The 20,210-nt window shown below is 65.1% G+C and carries 19 protein-coding genes and 1 tRNA gene; 6 read left to right on the forward strand and 14 right to left on the reverse strand.

The genetic code is table 11. The features are described from left to right. Nucleotides 1-58: 58 nt before the first annotated feature. The 8 genes from ACQR1E_RS03720 to ACQR1E_RS03755 all read right to left on the reverse strand — a co-directional run bounded on the left by ACQR1E_RS03720 (nt 59) and on the right by ACQR1E_RS03755 (nt 7,247). A complete protein-coding gene (locus ACQR1E_RS03720; protein ID WP_315749899.1) occupies nt 59-1,066 on the reverse strand; it encodes an inorganic phosphate transporter in 1,008 nt (335 codons plus the stop codon). Between the two features lie 14 nt (nt 1,067-1,080). Further along, nucleotides 1,081-1,725: a DUF47 domain-containing protein gene (locus ACQR1E_RS03725; protein WP_315712494.1), complete on the reverse strand. Its 645-nt coding sequence runs from the start codon at nt 1,723-1,725 to the stop codon at nt 1,081-1,083. Nucleotides 1,726-1,868: 143 nt separating this feature from the next. Beyond that, nucleotides 1,869-2,837: a branched-chain amino acid ABC transporter permease gene (locus ACQR1E_RS03730; RefSeq protein ID WP_315712495.1), complete on the reverse strand. Its 969-nt coding sequence runs from the start codon at nt 2,835-2,837 to the stop codon at nt 1,869-1,871. Nucleotide 2,838: 1 nt separating this feature from the next. Then, complete coding sequence (locus tag ACQR1E_RS03735) at nt 2,839-3,702, reverse strand: branched-chain amino acid ABC transporter permease (protein ID WP_315712496.1); 864 nt, start codon at nt 3,700-3,702, stop codon at nt 2,839-2,841. Nucleotides 3,703-3,781: 79 nt separating this feature from the next. Further along, a complete protein-coding gene (locus tag ACQR1E_RS03740) occupies nt 3,782-5,005 on the reverse strand; it encodes an ABC transporter substrate-binding protein (protein WP_434896681.1) in 1,224 nt (407 codons plus the stop codon). Nucleotides 5,006-5,120: 115 nt separating this feature from the next. Further along, the gene (locus tag ACQR1E_RS03745) at nt 5,121-5,867 is read right to left on the reverse strand and encodes an ABC transporter ATP-binding protein (protein ID WP_315712498.1); all 747 of its coding nucleotides are present in this window, start codon (nt 5,865-5,867) and stop codon (nt 5,121-5,123) included. Then, a complete protein-coding gene (locus tag ACQR1E_RS03750) occupies nt 5,860-6,615 on the reverse strand; it encodes an ABC transporter ATP-binding protein (protein ID WP_315712499.1) in 756 nt (251 codons plus the stop codon). The genes ACQR1E_RS03745 and ACQR1E_RS03750 overlap by 8 nt, the downstream gene beginning before the upstream one ends. Before the next feature lie 275 nt (nt 6,616-6,890). Beyond that, nucleotides 6,891-7,247 (reverse strand): ArsC family reductase, encoded by a 357-nt coding sequence (locus ACQR1E_RS03755; RefSeq protein WP_315712500.1) that lies wholly within the window; start codon nt 7,245-7,247, stop codon nt 6,891-6,893. Nucleotides 7,248-7,465: 218 nt separating this feature from the next. Here ACQR1E_RS03755 and ACQR1E_RS03760 point away from each other — a divergent pair, with 218 nt between their 5' ends. Next, nucleotides 7,466-7,660, forward strand: coding sequence for a hypothetical protein (locus ACQR1E_RS03760; RefSeq protein WP_315712501.1), 195 nt, complete (start codon nt 7,466-7,468; stop codon nt 7,658-7,660). A 48-nt stretch (nt 7,661-7,708) separates the two neighbouring features. On the opposite strand, the gene ACQR1E_RS03765 is transcribed toward ACQR1E_RS03760, so the two are convergent. Next, entirely contained in the window at nt 7,709-11,095 is a 3,387-nt protein-coding gene (locus ACQR1E_RS03765) for an SNF2-related protein (protein ID WP_434896682.1), read from the reverse strand. Between the two features lie 36 nt (nt 11,096-11,131). Beyond that, complete coding sequence (locus ACQR1E_RS03770; protein ID WP_434896683.1) at nt 11,132-11,722, reverse strand: histidine phosphatase family protein; 591 nt, start codon at nt 11,720-11,722, stop codon at nt 11,132-11,134. A 107-nt stretch (nt 11,723-11,829) separates the two neighbouring features. Here ACQR1E_RS03770 and ACQR1E_RS03775 point away from each other — a divergent pair, with 107 nt between their 5' ends. Together ACQR1E_RS03775 and ACQR1E_RS03780 are read left to right on the forward strand one after the other, a co-directional pair. Continuing rightward, the gene (locus ACQR1E_RS03775; RefSeq protein ID WP_434842940.1) at nt 11,830-13,458 is read left to right on the forward strand and encodes a tyrosinase family protein; all 1,629 of its coding nucleotides are present in this window, start codon (nt 11,830-11,832) and stop codon (nt 13,456-13,458) included. Then, complete coding sequence (locus ACQR1E_RS03780; protein ID WP_434872114.1) at nt 13,455-13,859, forward strand: hypothetical protein; 405 nt, start codon at nt 13,455-13,457, stop codon at nt 13,857-13,859. The genes ACQR1E_RS03775 and ACQR1E_RS03780 overlap by 4 nt, the downstream gene beginning before the upstream one ends. 30 nt (nt 13,860-13,889) lie before the next feature. Here the strand turns inward: ACQR1E_RS03780 and ACQR1E_RS03785 are convergent, their stop codons facing one another. Next, complete coding sequence (locus ACQR1E_RS03785; protein WP_315712506.1) at nt 13,890-14,870, reverse strand: oxygenase MpaB family protein; 981 nt, start codon at nt 14,868-14,870, stop codon at nt 13,890-13,892. Then, complete coding sequence (locus ACQR1E_RS03790) at nt 14,867-15,571, reverse strand: glutathione S-transferase family protein (protein WP_315749889.1); 705 nt, start codon at nt 15,569-15,571, stop codon at nt 14,867-14,869. Before ACQR1E_RS03790 ends, ACQR1E_RS03785 begins: the two co-directional genes overlap by 4 nt. 124 nt (nt 15,572-15,695) lie before the next feature. Here ACQR1E_RS03790 and ACQR1E_RS03795 point away from each other — a divergent pair, with 124 nt between their 5' ends. After that, nucleotides 15,696-16,070, forward strand: a complete 375-nt coding sequence (locus ACQR1E_RS03795; RefSeq protein WP_434896684.1) for a hypothetical protein — start codon at nt 15,696-15,698, stop codon at nt 16,068-16,070. A gap of 2 nt (nt 16,071-16,072) precedes the next feature. On the opposite strand, the gene ACQR1E_RS03800 is transcribed toward ACQR1E_RS03795, so the two are convergent. After that, on the reverse strand, nt 16,073-16,300 hold the full coding sequence (locus ACQR1E_RS03800; RefSeq protein WP_315712510.1) for a hypothetical protein: 228 nt from the start codon (nt 16,298-16,300) through the stop codon (nt 16,073-16,075). A gap of 79 nt (nt 16,301-16,379) precedes the next feature. Continuing rightward, nucleotides 16,380-17,459: an Acg family FMN-binding oxidoreductase gene (locus ACQR1E_RS03805; RefSeq protein WP_434896685.1), complete on the reverse strand. Its 1,080-nt coding sequence runs from the start codon at nt 17,457-17,459 to the stop codon at nt 16,380-16,382. A 1,143-nt stretch (nt 17,460-18,602) separates the two neighbouring features. On the opposite strand from ACQR1E_RS03805, the gene ACQR1E_RS03810 reads away from it, so the two are divergent. Then, nucleotides 18,603-18,674, forward strand: a tRNA-OTHER gene (locus tag ACQR1E_RS03810). Between the two features lie 179 nt (nt 18,675-18,853). Next, the gene (locus ACQR1E_RS03815) at nt 18,854-20,194 is read left to right on the forward strand and encodes a TROVE domain-containing protein (RefSeq protein ID WP_434896686.1); all 1,341 of its coding nucleotides are present in this window, start codon (nt 18,854-18,856) and stop codon (nt 20,192-20,194) included. Nucleotides 20,195-20,210 lie beyond the last annotated feature (16 nt).

Below are 20,210 nucleotides of genomic sequence, written 5' to 3' on the forward strand. Positions count from 1 at the left end.
ATATAGGCGTTTTGCACCGCAACTCCAACCGGCGAGTTGCCCCCTCGCCCGCCCCGGATCAGTGCCGGAGCACCGACACCAGCCAGAACGTCAGCGCCGAGACGATGGCAGAGGCCGGAATCGTGAAGATCCAGGCGTAGACGATCGATCCGGCCACGTTCCAGCGCACCGCCGAGGCGCGGCGGGCGGCGCCGACGCCGACGATCGCGCCGGTGATGGTGTGGGTGGTCGACACCGGCACGCCGAGGAACGTCGCCAGGAACAGCGTGATGGCGCCGCCGGTCTCGGCGCAGAAGCCCTGCATCGGGTTGAGCTTGGTGATGCGCAGGCCCATGGTGCGGACGATGCGCCAGCCGCCCATCAGGGTGCCAAGCGCCATCGCGGCCTGGCACGACAGCACGACCCAGAACGGCACCGTGAACTGCTCGCCGAGACGGCCCTGCGAGTACAACAGCACGGCGATGATGCCCATCGTCTTCTGCGCGTCGTTGCCGCCATGGCCGAGCGAATAGAGCGAGGCCGAGGCGAATTGCAGGATGCGGAAGGCGCGGTCGACCGCGAACGGCGTCGAGCGTACCGAGGCCCAGGACACGATCGCGACCAGGATCATCGCCAGCACCAGCCCGACCAGCGGCGACAGCACGATCGCCAGCACGGTCTTGGACAGGCCGCTCCACACGGTGGCCGAGATGCCGGCCTTGGCGACCCCTGCCCCGACCAGCCCGCCGATCAGCGCATGCGAGCTCGACGACGGAATGCCGGCGGCCCAGGTGACCAGGTTCCAGACGATGGCGCCGACCAGGGCAGCGAAGATCACCTGCGCGTCGACGATGGCGGGATCGATGATGCCGGTGCCGATGGTCTGGGCGACGTGGAGGCCGAACACGCCAAACGCCACGAAGTTGAAGAATGCGGCCCAGAACACCGCATATTGCGGCCGCAGCACGCGGGTCGAAACGATGGTCGCGATCGAGTTGGCGGCGTCGTGCAGGCCGTTGAGGAAATCGAAGGCGAGTGCGACGGCGATGAGGCCGACCAGGATCGGAAGGCCGAGTTGAGCGTCCACGGCGCGGCCCTACCCTAGACCTGTTCGATCATGATCGAATTGATCTCGTTGGCGACGTCGTCGAAGCGGTCGGCGACCTTCTCCAGATGGTCATAGATCTCGGCGCCGACGATGAAATCCATCGTGTTGGCGTTGCGGTGCTTGAGGAACAGCTCCTTCAGCCCGATGTCGTGGAGATCGTCGACCCGTCCCTCGAGCTTGGTCATCTCCTCGGTGATCGCGGTGATCATCGGCACGTTCTGACCGATCGCCTGCAACAGCGGCAACGCCTTTCCGATCAGGTTGGCGCAGTCGACCAGCAAGGTGCCCATCTCGCGCATGGTCGGCTCGAACTCCTTGACCTCGAACAGCACCACGGCCTTGGCGGTCTGCTGCATCTGGTCGATGGCGTCGTCCATCGAGGTGATCAGGTTCTTGATGTCGCCGCGGTCGAATGGGGTGATGAAAGTGCGGCGGACAGCGGTCAGCACTTCGCGGGTGATGTTGTCGGCCTCGTTCTCGAGCTGGCTGACGCGCTGGCAATGCCTGAGGATGTCGTCGCCGCCCTGCAGCATGTCCTGCAGCGCATGGGCGCCTTGAATCACCACCTTGTTGTGGCGGGCGAACAAATCGAAAAACCGCTCCTCCCGCGGGAGGACGGCGCGAAACCAGTGCAGCATGGGACGAGATCCATCCATTCCGAAACGGGCCAGGGCCGGCCCGTCACAGAACTGTCATACTCCGGATCGCGCACCAGCAGAAGCGGTGGCCGGATCATCCACCGCTTTCTGCCCTTTCGACGATCTCTTTTCAGATCAATGGCTTAGAGGGATCGCTTGAACAGATGGGCGATTTCCCCGACGACGCCGCGGCGGAAGGTGAGCACGCAGGCGACGAAGATCACGCCCTGGATCACCGTCACCCACTGGCCGAACCCGGACAGATATTGCTGCATGCCGACGATCACGAACGCGCCGACGACGGGGCCGAACACGGTGCCGAGCCCACCGACCAGGGTCATGAGCACGATCTGGCCGGACATCCCGACCTCGACGTCGGTCAGCGAGGCATTCTGGGCGACGAACACCTTCAGCGCACCGGCGAGGCCCGCCAGCGTCCCCGACAGGATGAAGGCGAGCAGCTTGTAATGGTCGGTCTTGTAGCCCAGCGAGATCGCGCGCTGCTCGTTCTCACGGATCGATTTCAGCACCTCGCCGAACGGCGAGTTGATGGTGCGGAAGATCAGCAGGAAGCCGGCGAGGAAGCCGACCAGCACGACGTAATAGAGCACCGTCGGCTTGGACAGGTCGAGGATGCCGAACATCCGGCCCTGCGGAATGCCCTGGATGCCGTCCTCGCCATGGGTGAACGGCGCCTGCAGATAGATGAAGTACAGGAGCTGCGACAGCGCCAGGGTGATCATCGCGAAATAGATGCCCTGGCGTCGGATCGAGATGTAGCCGGTGATCACCGACAGGACGAACGATCCGGCGACGCCCGTCAGGATGCCGAGCTCGGGCGGCAGCCCCCACACCTTCAGCGCGTGGGCACTGCAATAGCCGGCCGTTCCCAGGAACATCGCATGGCCGAACGACAGCAGGCCGCCATAGCCGATCAGGAGGTTGAAGGCGCAGGCCAGCAGCGCGAAGCACAGCGCCTGCATGACGAAGAACGGGTACAGCCCGGTCCACGGCACGATCGCCAGCAGCGCTGTCATGATGACGAACACGATCATCTCATCGCGCATCGCGCGCGGGGTGATCGGCAGGGTTGCGTCGGTGATGGATGTCATGTCAGGCCGCCCGTCCGGTCAGACCCGTCGGCTTCACCAGCAGCACCAGGACCATCAGAACGAAGACCACGGTGTTGGAAGCCTCGGGATAGAAATATTTGGTCAGTCCCTCAATCACGCCGAGCAGGAAGCCGGTGATGATCGAGCCCATGATCGAGCCCATGCCGCCGATCACGACCACCGCGAACACCACGATGATGATGTGCTCGCCCATCAGCGGCCGCACCTGGTTGATCGGCGCCGACAACACGCCGGCCAGCGCCGCGAGCCCGACGCCGAGGCCGTAGGTCAGCGTGATCATGCGCGGCACGTTGATGCCGAACGCCCGCACCAAGGTCGGATTCTCGGTGGCGGCGCGCAGGTAGGCGCCGAGCCGGGTCCGCTCGATCAGGAACCAGGTCGCCAGACAGACGACCAGGGAGAATATGACGACCCAGCCGCGATAGACCGGCAGATACATGAAGCCGAGGTTCATGCCGCCGCGGAGCTGATCCGGGATCGCATAAGGCAGGCCGGACGAGCCGAAGAAGTTCTGGAACACGCCCTGGATGATCAGCGCCAATCCGAACGTCAGAAGCAGTCCGTAGAGATGGTCGAGCCCGGCAATCCATTGCAGCATGGTGCGCTCGAGGACCATGCCGAAGATGCCGACGATGATCGGCGCCAGCAGCAGCGCCCACCAATAATTGATGCCGCCGAGGTTCAGCAGGAAATAGGCGCAGAACGCGCCCATCATGTAGAGCGCGCCATGGGCGAAATTGATGATGTTGAGCATGCCGAAGATGACGGCAAGCCCGAGACTGAGCAGCGCGTAGAACGAGCCGTTGATCAGTCCGACCAGGAGCTGTGCGTAGAGGGCCTGCATCGTCTTGTTTCTGTTTTCTCTCGGCGTTTCCCAGAAGATGGCGGCCCCGGCGACGTTCAGCCGCCGGAGCCACAGCGGTTCATTTCTTCAACAAGGCGCACGCGCTCTTGTCGAGCGGCGTGAAGGCCTGGTCGCCCGGTACCGAGCCGACCAGCTTGTAGAGATCCCACGGGCCCTTGGACTCCGAGGGCTTCTTGACCTCGAACAGATAGGCGGTGTGGATGGTGCGGCCGTTCGGCTGGATCTCGCCCTTGCCGAACAGCGCATCGTCGGTCGGGATCGACTTCATCCTGTCGACGATCTTGACGCCGTCATGCGGGTTCTCGCCGAGCGCCTCCAGCGCCTTGAAGTAATGCATCAAGCCGGCATAGACGCCCGCCTGCACCATGGTCGGCGGCGCGCCGTTCTTCATGCGCTTGGCGAAGCGCTCGGAGAAGGCGCGGGTCTGGTCGTTCATGTCCCAGTAGAAGGTCTCGGTGAAGTTGAGGCCCTGCGCGATGTCGAGCCCGATCGACTTGACGTCGGTCAGGAACAGCAACAGCGCGGCAAGCTTCTGGCCGCCCTTATTGATGCCGAACTCGGCCGCCTGCTTGATCGTATTGGTGGTATCGCCGCCGGCATTGGCGAGGCCGATGACCTTGGCGTTCGACGACTGCGCCTGCAGCAGGAAGGACGAGAAGTCGGAGGTGTTGAGCGGATGCTTGACGCCGCCGATCACCTTGCCGCCATTGGCGGTCACGACCGCCGTGGTATCGCGCTCCAGCGCGGCGCCGAAGGCGTAGTCTGCCGTCAGGAAGAACCAGGTCGAGCCGCCCGCCTTGACCAGCGCCTGGCCAGTGGTGTGCGCGAGCATGTAGGTGTCGTAGGTCCAGTGCACCGTGTTGGGCGAGCACTGCGCGTTGGTGAGATCCGAGGTCGCAGCGCCCGAATTGATGTAGACGCCGTTCTTTTCCTTGACGACGTTGTTCACCGCCAGCGCCACGCCCGAGTTCGGCACGTCGACGATGACGTCGACCTTGTCGACGTCGAACCACTGCCGCGCGATCGAGGTGCCAATATCCGGCTTGTTCTGGTGATCGCCGGAGATGACGTCGATCTTCCAGCCCTTCGCGGTGAGGCCGGAATCCTCGATCGCCAGCTGCGCTGCGAGCGTCGAGCCGAGACCGCCGAGATCGGCATAAAGACCCGACTGATCGGACAGCGCGCCGATCTTGACGGTCTTGTCGCCGGCCGAAGCGACGCTGCCAGCGGCGAGAGTGAGTGCCGTTCCCAGCAGCAGCGACGCGATGAATTTGCTCTTCATTTCCAACTTCCAGAACTTTCCAAGAAAACTGCCAAGAGAACTGCCAAGAGATTCTACCTAGAAAACCGCGAGAAAACCGCGGAAGGAACTGCCAGGTCAGCGCCGCTAGCGCTGGTCAGACGCCGAGATAAGTATGCAGCTTGTCCATGTTGGCCGACAGATCGGCATTGGCGAAGCCGTCGATGACCTTGCCGTGCTCGACGACGTAGTAGCGATCAGCGACCGTCGAGGCGAAACGGAAGTTCTGCTCGACGAGGAGAATCGTGAAGCCTTCCTTCTTCAGCCGCGCGATGGTGTGGCCGATCTGCTGGATGATCACGGGCGCGAGACCCTCGGTCGGCTCGTCCAGCATCAGGAAGCTGGCACCGGTGCGCAGGATGCGCGCGATCGCCAGCATCTGCTGCTCGCCGCCGGAAAGCTTGGTGCCCTGGCTCTTCAGCCGCTCCTTCAGATTCGGAAACAGCTCGAAGATCTGGTCGAGCGTCAGCCCGCCCGGCCGCACCACCGGCGGCAACAGCAGGTTCTCGCGCACGTCGAGGCTCGCGAAGATGCCGCGCTCCTCCGGGCACAGCGCGATGCCGAGCCGCGCGATCTTGTCGGAGGTCATGCGGATCAGCTGCTGGCCGTTGAACTGAACCGAGCCGGTGCGCTTGCCGATGATCCCCATGATCGATTTCAGAGTCGTGGTCTTGCCGGCGCCGTTGCGCCCGAGCAGGGTGACGACCTCGCCGGCATTCACGTTGAAGTTCATGCCGTGGAGAATGTGGGATTCGCCGTACCAGCTCTCGAGGTTGTTGACGTCGAGAATGGTGCTGGTCGCAGCCGCCTGCCCTGGCTTCGTGGCCGTCATCACCTCAGGCATGTCCGGCTCCCAGATAGGCTTCCTTGACGCGCTCGTCCTTGGAGAGCTCAGAATACGGCCCTTCCGTCAGCACCTGCCCGCGCGTCAGCACGGTGATGGTGTCGGAGAGGTTGGCGACGACGCTGAGATTATGCTCGACCATCAGGATCGTGTATTTGGCGGAGATGCGCTTGATCAGCGCGGCGATCTTGTCGATGTCCTCGTGGCCCATGCCGGCCATCGGCTCGTCCAGCAGCATCATCTCCGGATCGAGCGCCAGCGTGGTCGCGATCTCCAGCGCACGCTTGCGCCCATAGGGCATTTCGACTGCCGGAATATTGGCGAACTCGCTGAGGCCGACGTCGTCGAGCAGCTCGAGCGCCCGGCTGTTGAAGCGGTTCAGAACGCTCTTGGAGCGCCAGAAATCGAACGACGAGCCATGCTGGCGCTGCAGGGCGACGCGGACGTTTTCCAGCGCCGTCATATGCGGAAACACCGCCGAGATCTGGAACGAGCGGACCAGGCCAAGCCGCGCCACGTCGGCCGGCGCGGTCGCCGTAATATCCTGACCCTTATAGAGAATCTTGCCGGCCGACGGCGTCAGGAACTTCGTCAGCAGGTTGAAGCACGTGGTCTTGCCGGCCCCGTTCGGGCCGATCAGCGCGTGAATGGTGCCCCGGCGGATCTTGAGCGAAACATCGCGAACGGCAAAAAATCCCGCGAATTCCTTCGTCAATCCGTGGGTCTCGAGAATGAACTCGTCAGCCAAAGATTCCCCCCAAGCCGGCGCCTTCAGCGCCTGGCCCTCGCTTCTTCCTGTACGGCGGCTCTGCCGGACGGCTGGACGATTCCTCGTCGCCACCCGCGACCGCTTCGCGCCGGAATATGCCGTCAATCGAGGGAGTTAGGCAAGGCGGAAAGCTGGGCAACGACGTCGCAAGGCGGCCGGCGGACCTTGCGTTGAAATCGGCCGGTATTTCCCGCTGACATAGAAAATCATACCACCGGCATTTTCCTGCACGCGCGCGGCGATCGCGGCTCCAACTACTTCGCAGCCTTCACGTCCTTTGCGTAGAGATCCGGCTTGAAACCCACCACGCGGCGGCCGCCGAGATCGAGCACCGGGCGTTTGATCATCGAAGGCTGCGCCAGCATGAGCGCGATCGCCTTGCTCTCGGTGAGTCCGTTCTTGTCCGCGTCGGGCAACTTCTTGAACGTCGTCCCGGCGCGATTGAGCAGCACCTCCCAGCCGAGCTCGTCGCTCCATGCCTTGAGTTTAGCCTTGTCGATTCCGGCGGTCTTGTAGTCGTGGAATTCGTAAGCGACGCCGTGATCGTCGAGCCAGGCGCGCGCCTTCTTCATCGTGTCGCAGTTCTTGATTCCGTAGATCGTGATGCTCATGCCACGCGTCCTCAAACAATCGTGTCCGACCGCGGCGGATGTCCCGCGTTGCGACAATCGGCCGTGCATTTTGCAGCGGGATTCACCCGCTTTTGATGCAGCGACGCCGCGCGTTCCGCGGTCGGAATTCACTCCGACCTTTGCCACGAAACTGTCGGCTGAGCATTACATTTTCTTCGCATCCCCGGCGTATCTGGCCCACGAACAGGAGACCGCGAATGGGCAAGATCATGGTCCGTTGTCCGCAGACCGGCCGCAGCATCGAGACAGGGATGGAAATGGACGCCGCGCGCTTTCAGCGCATGCCCGTGTTCTTCTCGCGCGCCTACTGCCCGCACTGCCGCATCTACCATGAATGGTTCGCCGCCCATGCCTGGGTCGAGGAGACGCGCGAGCGCATTGCACTGGCTTGACCGCACACAAAATAACGGATGCCACGCGCAACGCATCTCCACACGTCGTCAGGACAGCAGAGCGGCGATATCCTCCTCCGTCAGCGCCTTGCCGACATTGCCCTCGCGATCGAACAGTGAATCGGCCAGCGCATGCTTGCGCAGCTTGAGTTCACCGATCTTCTCCTCGATCGTCCCGGCCGTCACCAGGCGATAGACGAAGACCTTCTTGTCCTGGCCGATGCGATGCGCGCGGTCGATCGCCTGCGCCTCGACGGCGGGATTCCACCAGGGATCGTAGATGATGACGGTATCGGCCGCCGTCAGGTTCAGGCCGACTCCGCCGGCCTTCAGGCTGATCAGGAACACCGGGCTGTCCCCCCTCTGAAACGCCTCGATCGCCCGCTTGCGATCGCGGGTGTCGCCCGTGAGCAGCTCGTAGTCGATATCAGCTGTCTCGAAACGCTCCTCGATCAGGGAGAGCATCGAGGTGAACTGCGAGAAGATGATGATCTTGCGCCCCTCGCTGAGCAGTTCCTCGACCATCTCCATCAGCCGGTCCAACTTGGCCGAGGGGCGCTCGACCTTGTCGTCGAGCTTCACCAGCCGCGGATCGCAGCAGACCTGGCGCAGCCGCAGCAACGCCTCGAGCACGATGATGTGGCTGCGGGCAAGGCCGCGCTCATCCAGCGCCTTGCGCACCTTCTTCGCCATCGCCGCGCGGATCGAATCATAGAGGTCGCGCTGCTTGCCGTCGATCGCGATGGTCTCCACGATGTCGACCTTGGCCGGCAGCTCGGACGCGACCTCCTCCTTGGTCCGCCGCAGCAGGAACGGCTTGACGCGGCGGGTCAGCGCCGCCGCTCGCATCGTATTGCCTTCCTTCTCGATGGGCGTGCGCCAGTTGCGCGTGAACGCAGTCTTGTCGCCGAGATAGCCCGGGTTGACGAAGCTCATGATCGACCAGAGTTCGCCGAGATGGTTCTCCATCGGCGTGCCGGTCAGGCAGAAGCGGTGGCTGGCCTTGATCGCATTGAGCCAGCGCGTCGTCGCGGCATTGGGATTCTTGATGGTCTGCGCCTCATCGAGAATGGCCATGTGCCAGTCCCGTCCCAGGATGAGCTCATGGTCGCGCGCGATCAGCGGATAGGTGGTGAGCACGACGTCGTGCTCCGAAATCTGCGCGATCAGCTCCTTGCGAGCGGCGCCGTGGAACACCAGCACCTTCAGATCGGGAACGAATTTGGCGGCCTCGTTGCACCAGTTGGTCATCAGGCTGGTCGGCGCCACGATCAGCACCGGCGCCGTCAGCTCGCCGCGCGCCTTTTCCAGCGCCAGCAGTGCCAGCACCTGTACGGTCTTGCCAAGGCCCATGTCGTCCGCCAGCACGCCGCCGAGGTTGGCCTGCCGCAGAAGATCGAGCCAGGCGACGCCCTGTCGCTGGTAGGGGCGCAACGTGGCGGTGAAGCCGGCCGGCAGCTTCAATTCATCCGGCCGATGCTGCCGCACCAGATCCGCGAGCCGGCGTAGATCATCGGGCCCCTTGAATGCGCCCGGATCGTGCGCCAGTAGCGGCACAAGTTGCGCACGAGACAGCTTGAGCCTGCCCGACGCATCCAAGCCGCCGCCGCTCAGCCGCATCGTCTGCAGCGCCAGCAGAACCGGCAGGAAGCGGCCGGCCGCGAGCGCCAGGTGTCGGCCATCGGGCAGCGGCACATACATGTGCTTCTCGGTGGAGTCGGCGTCGGCCAGCGCGTCAACGATCCCGGGCTGCGCGAGCAGCCGCGCCAGCAGCTCGGCGAGATCATGCGGCTTGCCGTCGATGTCGATCTTGAAGCCGAACTCGAACCAGTCGATCCCGCTCCCTTCGATCTCCATGTCGATGAGGCCGGAGGACTCGGCCATCCGGAACGGGAAGGCATCATCGATCCGTATCTCGAATCCCTCCGCCCGCAATGCCTCGAGCTCGCGATGCATGAACTGCAGCCAGCGACCTTCGTCGGGGAAGGTCAGATCGTCACCGTGGCCACCGAAGCTGTAGGTCTGGACTTTCTTGAGCGGAACGAGGCCGAGATCGCTCAGCCGCTTGGACGTCTTTCGCTCGTCCGCCTTGGCCCGCGTGACGAGGTGCACCCGTCCGTCGTGGAACACCTCCATCCCGTTGTCGCTGCTCTTGGTCTCGATTTCGATCGGACCGTAACGAAAGGCCAGGCGGATCACGCCGAGTGGAAGCCCGCTGGTGTGGACGCCGCGGAAGCCATAGCCGGGATAAGGTCCGCGTCGCAGGCGCAGAACAGGCACCGGCTTGGCCTCGATCTTGACGACCTCGCTCGGCGGCGACGGCAGCAGGGCGCGATCGAGCGCGGGCAGCCGCTGGCTGAGATGCCGGGACACTTCGCCGATCAGCGCCTTCGGCAACGTCGGCGCGCTCAGCAGGTGATGCGCGGTTCGCGGATCTATACCGGGATCGGCCTCGCCGACGACGCCGCTGTTCTCGTCGGCATAGATGGGCGGCTCGGCATGCAGGGCCGTCAGACCATCGACCACGAGCCTTGCGCCGATGCCTCGCAGGCCGACCGGCTGCCATTCGATGCGGCCGCCGCGGATGTCGCCCCAGCGCAGCAGCGGCCCGGTATGATCGCGCCAATACGCCCGGCCGGTCTCGACGATGCGCTTCAGCAGCGCGGCAGAGCCGATCCGGAACGCCCATTGTCCGTCGAGATAGACTTGATGTCCAAGCCACGCCGCGATCGCGATGTCGATGTCGCGATAGAACGCCGGCGCATGCGCGGCACTTGTCCGCAGTTGATCGACCTTCGCGAACGCGGAGGCAAAGCTATCGTCCTTGCCCAGCCGGACCGACCACAGACGGACGACCGGAAAAGGTGCACCTCCCGGCTCGGAATGGGGCTGCACGCCATAGATCAACCTCTGCCTCACCGCGGGAGGATAGCTATCGCCACGGCTGACCGCGCCGATCTTATTGAGCCACGCGCTGATCTCTGGCGGCAGCACCACCGTGCCCGCCTGCCCTGCTGTCTTTCCCGCCGCCCTTGGCGGAGTCCCCTGATCCAGGTCGTTCTCCGACGGCTCGATGGCTTCGAGCAGAACCGCCGCAACGTGCTTGCAATTGTGCTGCATCGGGCACGTGCATGTGCCGGATACGTCCAAGCGCCCGTGCTGGTCCCGCTCCAGCCTGATCTCGACCTCATAGGGCCAGGATTGCGATCCCTGCACCGAGGCCGCCAGCTCCCGGCCGTCATCGCTGATGTCGAGATCGAGAACCGCTCCGCGAAGCTGAATATGCTCGGCCTTCTGAAAGGCGGCGTGGCTGAAGAAGGACCGGATGGCCTGGGGTCTTTTGAAAGGAAGCGGCATGCATTGTAATCCGGCGAACGCGATCGCGCGTTCGACAGACCCATTTACCACGATCCGGGCGGCAGCATCGCGCCGCACCCTCTTCCCTGGGGATACTATCTCCGGCTTGGTGGTTCACCCGTCCATCGGATCGCTCTTCAGCGGCTTGTCGGAATCCCCCGGCATCAGGCAGGGATAGAGTTCGCCGAACGTGAATTCCGCTCCGCCATCGGCGCGATCGAACCGCAGCACCACATCGAAGCGTTTGCCGGACCAGTGGGTCGGTAACTGGCTTTCATTGCTCACCGGCAACCGCGGCAGGATGTCGGAGATGATCGCCTTGTGCTCCCACGCCACCAGCACGGTGCCGGACAGCGATAGCAGGGTTTCGACCAGCGCCGCCTCCTGCCCCTTCGCAAAGGACGTGTTCGGCTTGTCGAGGCCGACGCGCGCAGCCAAATCGAGCACCGTCTCATAGGGCCGGCGGCTCGGGTCGGAGCCGTCCTCGGTGCTGTCGGGATCGGCGGCATAGACCGCCTGCGGTGTCGGATAATCCGTGCCGCCCAGTCCGCTGCCGAACAGCGCCGTCCAGGCCCCTGCCCGCTCCCAGCCGAAGATCACCAGCGACTTCGAGTCCGGCTTGCCCTCGTGGGTCAGGCCCGGGCCTGTCGCGTCGCCGTCGGGCTTCTCGGCATGGCGGATGATCAGCAGCGTCAGCGCGTTCATCGGCAAACCTCTCAGGTGGCATCATACATCCATCACACGCAATTGCTACTTGAGATTGCAATCGCGAGACCGCATCATGGCGCTTTTCCAACCAGGATTCATTTCAGATGAGCATGGGATTGCGACAGACCCGCCGGACATTCCTGGCGAAGGCCGCGATGGCGGCAGCCTCCACCGTCATCTCGCCGAGGCCGAGCCGCGCCGCCGCGAAATATCGCCGCCACAACGTCACCAGCGCGGAAGGCCAGAAGATGCTGGCGAGCTACGCGAAAGGCGTCGCCGCCATGCTCCAGCTCCCCGCAAACCATCCGCAGAACTGGTTCCGCAACGCGTTCATCCACCTGATGGACTGCCCGCACGGCAATTGGTGGTTCTATGTCTGGCATCGCGGCTATCTCGGCTATTTCGAGCAATCGATCCGCGCCCTCAGTGGCGACGACAATTTCGCGCTGCCCTATTGGGACTGGACCGAGCTGCCGGAGATTCCCGCCGGCATGTTCGACGCCGTACTGACACCGACCGACCGGGCGTATCAGCCGTTCACCGGGAATCTCGCGGTCTTCACCTCGTTCATCAAGCCGGCGCTGACGGATTACTGGAACAGCCTGTCGAAGGATCAGCGCGGCCAGCTCGAGATCCGCGGCTACAAGTCGATCGACGATCTCTGGAACGACGTCACCGGCTTCTCGCCGTCCGCCAATGCCGGCATCTCCGGCAATGAGGCCTTCGCCACCACCTGCGCCTCACGCTATCTGTCACGCGACAATCCGAAGCTCGACGCCAAGACCACCTACGACGTCTCGCCCTTCGTGATCATGGCGGGCCTGCTGCCGACCGACTTCTACAACCCCGACAACTATCTGAGCTTCACCAGCTCGAAGACCGCCTCGCACAACACCCAGCCGAATGGCGCGACCAAGTTCTCGACCCTGGAAGGCCTGCCGCACAACAAGGTCCACAACTACATCGGCGGCGTCGGCCCGCTCGATCCCGGCCCCTACGGCAACATGACCAACTTCCTGTCGCCGGTCGATCCGATCTTCTTCCTGCACCATTCGAACATGGACCGGCTCTGGGATGTCTGGACGCGCAAGCAGCAGCGGCTCAAGCTGCCCTATCTGCCGCAGGGCGTCGACCTGAAGACGTTCTCTGACGAGCCGTTCCTGTTCTATGCCGACGGCAAGGGCGGCTATGTCGGCCCCAGCAAGGCCGGCGACTACATCTCGACCGACCGCTTCGACTACGACTATGCGCCAGGCTTCGGCGAGGACATCGTCAATCCGCCCGCGGTCGCCGCGGCGCCGCAGGCCAAGCCGCAGCAGGGCTCGGTCAAGGCCAATGTGGGCACGGTGAGGATCCCTGGCGATGCGCTCGAAGCGCATCTGGCGGCAGCGCGGCCGCAGCCGCTGATGGCGCAGATCACGCTGCCTCGCCCGAGCGGCTATTCGACCGTGCGCGAATTCGACGTCCTGGTCAACGCGCCCGCCAACGTCAGCAAGGTCACGGCTGACAGCCCCTATTATGCAGGCACCATCGCCTTTTTCGGATCGATGATGCCGGGCATGGCCATGACCACGGATGCGAGTTTCGCGGTGCCGCTGCCGACGAGGCAGGAGGCCTTCTCCGCCCTGCGGGCCGCGCCCAACCAACCGCTGAGCATCCGCGTCGTGCCCTCGGGCGGCGTCGGCACCGCGCCGACGCTGAAAGCGCTCTCGGTCGGACCGCTGCGCCGATGAACGGCAGGCGCGCCGCGCTGCGGAGCTGCGCCGTGCTGCTCTGTGCCGTGCTGCGGCCGGCCTCGTCCTTGGCCGCGGAGCCGTTCAGAGCCGTCGATCTGGTCGTGCCGCGGCCATTGGATGCGAGCAAGGCTCCCGTCGTCGAGATCAGCCTGGGCGCACTGGGGCGAGGCCAGGAGGTGACGGTGACGACGGCGTCCGGGATGCCGCTCGGGACCATCTCGCCATTCGGCCTTCGCACTGGTGCGGAGGCCGGCACCTACGCGCTTCCGGTGCCGAAGGAGGCGATCAAGAGTGGACGGCTGTCGATCCGTCTCAGCATCAGCCAACCCGGCGGCAGCCGCGCGCCGACGCCGCAGGAGGTTCGCGGCATCACGCTCAGGCTTGCTCCGCGGCCATGATCCGTCGTCTGCGCCGCAAGCGCGCCGGACTCAGACCGTCCCGCTCCGTGCACGTTCTGCGCGCTGCTCGAACGGGCTCGCCATGCTGGGCTGTCCGATCCAGACGCGGTTGAGCAGCCGCGTGAACGGCGGACACGTCGTCCCCTCGATACGCGCCATCGCCTCCTGATAGGGGCCGACGGTACGCAATCTCTCCGGCAGCATCGCATAGGCGCGCGGCAGAAACCGCCTGGCGCGCGCCGCGCTGCGGCGTTCGCGCTCGCCATAGGGCAGCGCGAACGCAAGCCGCAGCCGCTCCGGCAGCATCTCGGCCGTCAACGCCGTGAACCAGCGCGGCGGTCCGATAAGGGTCGCCTCGCCGGAGAAGATACGCTGCGCGATCTCGCGCGCCGCCGGGCCGACCGTGAGCGTCTCCGACGCCATCATCTCGGCCGTATAGGCCTTGAACGACGCCCAGTCCGGCGGCATGGCCTCGTGTGGAATTCCGAACAGGCCCGCGAACCGCGTCGCCTCGCGCCAATATTGCTCGCGCTCGGCATCGTCGAGCGGGCGGCACAGCAGGCCGTAGGACATCATCGCAGTCTCGACCAGGGTGGCATGGACCCAGCGCAGCGCGTCGACGTCATTGGCGCGATAGCGCGAGCCGGCCGTAAACGGTCCGACCGTCTCCGGCATCACGCCGTCGACCGCGGCGTGCCGCCGATACAGCCGCCGCGCCACCGCGACCGCCTGCGCGCGCGTGCCGAACACCATGGTGTAGACGATGCTGAAGGTGCGGTGGAAACGGCCGAGCGGGTCGGCAAACACCTTGGACTGCTCGGCAATGCCCGCCGCCACCCAGGGATGGGCGAGCTGCAAAAGCAGCGCGCGGCCAGCGCCGAGAAACAGCGCGGCCTCGCGATGCACGCGCCACATCACGCTGTCGGACGGCAGCACGGCATCGCCCGGCGTGGCCGGCGCGGACAGCACCTCGGCCAAGCACCGTTCGAAATCGGCATCGCTGACGATCACGGCCGCTGCGGGATCTCCAGCCCGCGCTGTACCGCCGGCCGCGCCAGCCCGCGTTCGAGCCAGGCCGGCACGTGCTTCAGCTCATCAAAGGCGACGATGTCGCGCGCGCCGTAGAACCCGATCAGGTTGCGCACCCAGCCAAGCGTCGCGATATCGGCAATCGTGTAGTCGGCGTCCATGATCCACTGCCGGCCATCGAGCCGCGCCTCGAGCACGCCGAGCAGCCGCCTGCTCTCCGCGACATAGCGCTGCAACGGCCGCTTGTCCTCGTACTCGCGGCCGGCGAATTTGTGGAAGAAGCCGAGCTGCCCGAACATGGGACCGATGCCGCCCATCTGGAAATGCACCCACTGGATCGTCTGCCAGCGCCGCGCCGGATCGTTCGGCAGGAATTTTCCGGTCTTCTCGGCAAGGTACTGCAGGATCGCGCCGGATTCGAACAGGCCGAGCGGCTGGCCGCCGGGACCGTCGGGATCGATGATCGCGGGAATCTTGCCGTTCGGATTGAGCGAGAGGAATTCAGGGGTCTTCTGGTCGTCCTTGCCGAAATCGATCGTGTGCGGCTCGTAGGCCAGGCCGGTCTCCTCCAGCATGATCGAGACCTTCACGCCGTTCGGGGTCGGCAGTGAATAGAGCTGGATGCGGTCGGGATGCTGCGCCGGCCAGCGCGTGGTGATCGGAAAGCTGGAGAGATCGGACATCGTGGCTCTTGCTCGCTTTGTCGCTGAGGCCTCAATCTAAGCCCGTGAGCCGCCGCTGCAAGGTTCGATGCGGAACCGCATGCGGCCGACGGTCTTATGTTGCTGCATCGTGCAGAAAGCCAGCATGCCGAGCCCGACCTACCAGTTGATCATGCAGGCGATGATCACGCGCCAGCCGGTGCTGTGCCTGTATGGCGGCTTCGCCCGCGCGATCTGCCCGATCATCCTCGGCCACACCGCCGGCCGCGAGCGCGTGCTCGCGTTCCAGTTCGCGGGCGGCGCGAGCAGCGGCCTGCCGCCGGGCGGCCAATGGAAGTGCTTCGATGTCGCTGACATCAGCGAGGTCGAGCTGCGCCAGGGGCGCTGGCATTCCGGGGGCAGCCATCGCCAGCCGCAACACTGCGTCGCCGACGTCGAGCTCGACGTCAATCCGGACAGCCCCTACGACCCGAAACGACCGATTACGCCGCAGCGCGGTGAGATTCGGTGGAAGCGCTGACGCTACTGCGGCTCGCGCAGGCGCACGCGCAGCAGCGCCGGCAGTTTCGAGGTGGCATCATGCTGCGCGAGCTTCGCCGCGACCCTGCGCATCAGCGACGACGCGCCCTGCCTGGCAAACAGCTTCATGCCGCGATAGCTGAAATCCACCACCACCTCGTGATGGCGCATGCCCTTGCCGCCCTTGACCAGGCCAAGGTCGCGCACCAGGCAATAATGCCCGTCGCTCATGCGTGCCAATCGGGTGTTCTCGAACATGCAGCGAAGCAATGCACCGAGTCGCAAATCCGTCAAGATTGACAGGAACGACTCATGAACCGAGCACGTCTGCGACCGGCCGCCGCGGCGCGAACGGCAGCGTAGGACCATAGCCGAAACGCAACACGAGATCCGGCCGCCGCGTCGTTCCGATCACGCGCGCCAGTTCGGGACGCAGCGCAGCCACCTCTACCGGCTGGTTGATGAAGGCGAGCTTGAGGCCTAGGCGCGTCGCCTCGAGCGCAAAGCGCTGGCACGCCTGCCCGACCCTGATCCAGTGCGAGGGATCGGCGTTCTCGGCTGCGAACACGGCAAGACCGGCAGATGAGCCGATCTGGCGCGCATATTTGTCGTTCTCTGCCGCCGCATCGAAGAGGTGGTCGAACGCGATGCCGCCGAGCGCGGTCGGCAACGACGGATTGCCGCTCGCGGGTGCAAACAGGCCGTCACCCGTTGCCATCGCGCTGCGCGGATTGAAGCGCAGCCAGGACTTCAGCTCGCGCATGAACGCGACGTCGCGCATCTGGGCGTCATTGCCGGCGACGACGAGGTCGCGGATGGCCGCAATCACAGTACGATCCGTAATGAGTATGAGATCGACGCCTCGCGTGGCTGCTGCCACCTGCAACGCCGCAAGATCGCCTGACGGCACGGCGCGTCCGTCGTAGTCGGCACGTGTCGACTGTCTGCGGACGATCGCAGGCAATAGCGGATCGTCATGCGGCTCGGCGTTCATAAAGCTGTAGTGCACCGTCTGCCCATCGATGGCAACCTCGCCCCTTCGGCCGCTTGCAGCCGCCGCGATCGCGAGATTGGTGGCGGCGCAGCCCAGGCTGACGAACAGATGATGGTCGTCCGGATCGACCACCGGCGTGCGCCGTGACGGATCGGGCATGATCTCGATCGCATCCTGCGTCACGCGAAAGCGCCATGGCTGCGTGTTGTGACCGTTGGCTGCGAGTGTCGCGTAACGGATGACATCGGTGATCTCGGGCGACAGCGGTGCGCGCAACCGGGCGATATAGTCGTCATAGGCGCGCATCGTGCCGGTCGCGGCGCGCCAGGTGCCGGCGCCGAGCGCGGCCGCCGCAAGCGCGCCGCCGCTGCCTATCAGGACCTGCCGTCGGTTCATGGCCATGCGCTCACAATTCTCGCCGCGACCTCGATGTCCTCACGATAAGCATGCTCCGCATCGGCGCGTTGTTGCAGATCAAGGCCGCGGCAGCCGGCAAGAACATCGACTCCATGCTGTTGACAGCACCAACAAAGCGGCGTATGTCCCGCGGCCTCGCGAGCGACTGCGCCCGCGCTCAAACATGAGCAAGACGATGTCCTTCGGCTACGAACACTTCATCCGCACGTCCAACGGCGTCATGCCGGTGGATGGCGCACGCCATGCTCGGGGGAGCGATCTTGCTTGAGGCAAGATCAACAGTCCGCATCACACGGACCCTCCCGAGCCAGCCGCTCCGGAGGGTTTTTTGTTGCCCTCGGGCGAACCGGCTGCACGGCGAAACCAACGGAAGTCCCGGCTGTCAGCCGGAACGGGAGACCCGGATCCCGGGGCTCGCGCAGGTGATGCGCGTGCCCGAGCGCGCGGGGCCTGTCGGAGGGAACGAGGCGGCAACGCCGGACACCGATGGCAGAGCGAGCTTCAAGGAGCTCGCAACATGCGGCGCCGAAGAGCGCCGCAGACAAGCTATTTGAATTCCCGGCCGCTTGCGGCCGGGAGCTGCTGGTGGTGAAGGTGTCGGCTCCTTCGTACCATTGGTGATGCGGGTTCGAATCCCGCCTATGGCGTCACGTACCGTGGAGTCGGCCATGCGAGGGCCGTCGAGTCGCGGGTTGCGGTTGTTCTTCTTTCGGATGACCTGCGTTGGCGTCATTGATCGCCGAGACCGCCCGTTCCCCAGCATGCCATCAACGCCACTCGGTGACCGCCGGGCGGCCAAGGCGGTGGTGAAGATGTCTGTTACTTCGTTGAAACCGAGCGCCCCATTGGGGCAGCGACAGCATCGCCTACTCCCCGCCGAACGTATCCACGAGCCGTGGTGAAGACGACTGTTACTTCGCCTTGCACGCCAGAGGTCGCGGGTTCGACTCCCGCCCGGTGTCCTGCCGGTAGCTCAGAGGTCAGAGCGCTGTCCGGTCTCTCAGCGACCGGGTCTCAGTCGTCGCCTGTTCCCGGCTCGTGATCCGTCTCAACCGGTGACCCTCATCGAACAGGCGGTCACGTCGTTACGGCGCAGCTACCTGCTGCGCCGCCTTCTTCCACGCGCCGTGGTGAAGAGTGCTGATACTTCGATTGCGGATCGAGAGGTCGTGGGTTCGACTCCCATCCGGCGTTCCGTGCGCCGGTAGCTCAGCGGCAGAGCACTATCCGCTCCATGCGAGTGGAGCGGAACTCAGCATTCGCCCGTTCCCCGCGCGTGGTCCCCTGCCGCGCATGGTCTCCGAGACGAGATCATGCGTGACGGCCGGAGCTCCGGCCATTCCATCCATCATCAACCCAGAGAGGAGGCCATCATGGTCAGGCTCAACAAGTTCCTGCGCGCCTTCACCCATGAGGGTGCGCCGTCCCGGCAGCTCGCGCCCGAGCAGGCGCTGCAGCGCACGCTGATGAGCTGCCTGCTGTGGGAGGACCAGTTCTACGAGGACGGGATCGCGGTCGCCGAGCGCATCAAGGCGCTGGTGCCGCTGGTCGAGCCGCGCGAGGTGGCTCAGCTCGCGGTCCGTGCACGCGAGGAGATGAAGCTGCGGCATGCGCCGCTGCTCGTCGCCCGCGAGATGGCGCGGCTGCCCACGCACCGTGCGCTGGTCGCCGAGACGCTGTCGCGCATCATCCAGCGGCCGGACGAGATGACCGAGCTGCTGGCGATCTACTGGGCGGATTCTCTGGGTCCGCAGCAGCAGCGCAAGCGGCAGCCGGTCTCGGCGCAGGTCAAGAAGGGGCTGGCGAAGGCGTTCGCCAAGTTCGACGCCTATCAGCTCGCGAAGTATGACCGCGAGGGACCGGTGCGGCTTCGCGACGTGCTGTTCCTGGTGCACGCCCGGCCCAGGGACGCCGCACAGGAGGCGGTGTGGAAGCAGCTCGCCGATGGCGGGCTGCCGTCGCCCGACACCTGGGAGGTCGCGCTCTCGGCCGGTGCGGACAAGCGTGCGAGCTTCGAGCGGCTGCTCTCAGAGAAGCGGCTCGGAGCGCTGGCGTTGCTGCGCAACCTGCGCCTGATGCAACAGGCCGGGGTGTCGCGGGCGACTATCGCGGCCGCGATCGAGACGATGCGGACGGACAGGATCCTGCCGTATCGGTTCATCACGGCGGCCCGGCACGCGCCGGACTTCGAGCCCGAGCTCGAGGCCGCGATGCTCCGGTCGATCAAGGGCTACGCGCGGCTTCCGGGCCGCACGCGGCTGCTGATCGACGTCTCCGGCTCGATGTTCGCATCGCTGTCGGCGAAGTCGGAGATGACGCGCGCGGACGCGGCGTGCGGGCTGGCGATCCTGGCCCGCGAGGTCTGCGACGAGGTGGAGATCTTCACGTTCAGCAATGAGGTCGTGAAGGTGCCGCCGCGGCGTGGCTTTGCGCTGCGCGACGCGATCCTCGGATCGCAGCCGCATTCCGGGACCTATCTCGGGCGTGCGGTGGGCGAGGTCGACCGCAAGGGAGACCGCCTGATCGTCTTCACCGACGAGCAGAGTCACGATGCGGTGCCGGCGCCCAAGGCGCGCGGGACCATGGTCAACGTGGCGTCGTACCAGCACGGGGTCGGCTACGGACCCTGGACGCGGGTCGACGGCTTCTCCGAGGCCGTGATCGCCTGGATCGCGGCGCATGAGGAGACTCTGCGCGGCGCGACCCTGCACTGACGACAACAGACCCGGA

Origin of the sequence: Bradyrhizobium sp. HKCCYLRH1030 (assembly GCF_051168395.1) — a bacterium.
GTDB lineage: Bacteria > Pseudomonadota > Alphaproteobacteria > Rhizobiales > Xanthobacteraceae > Bradyrhizobium.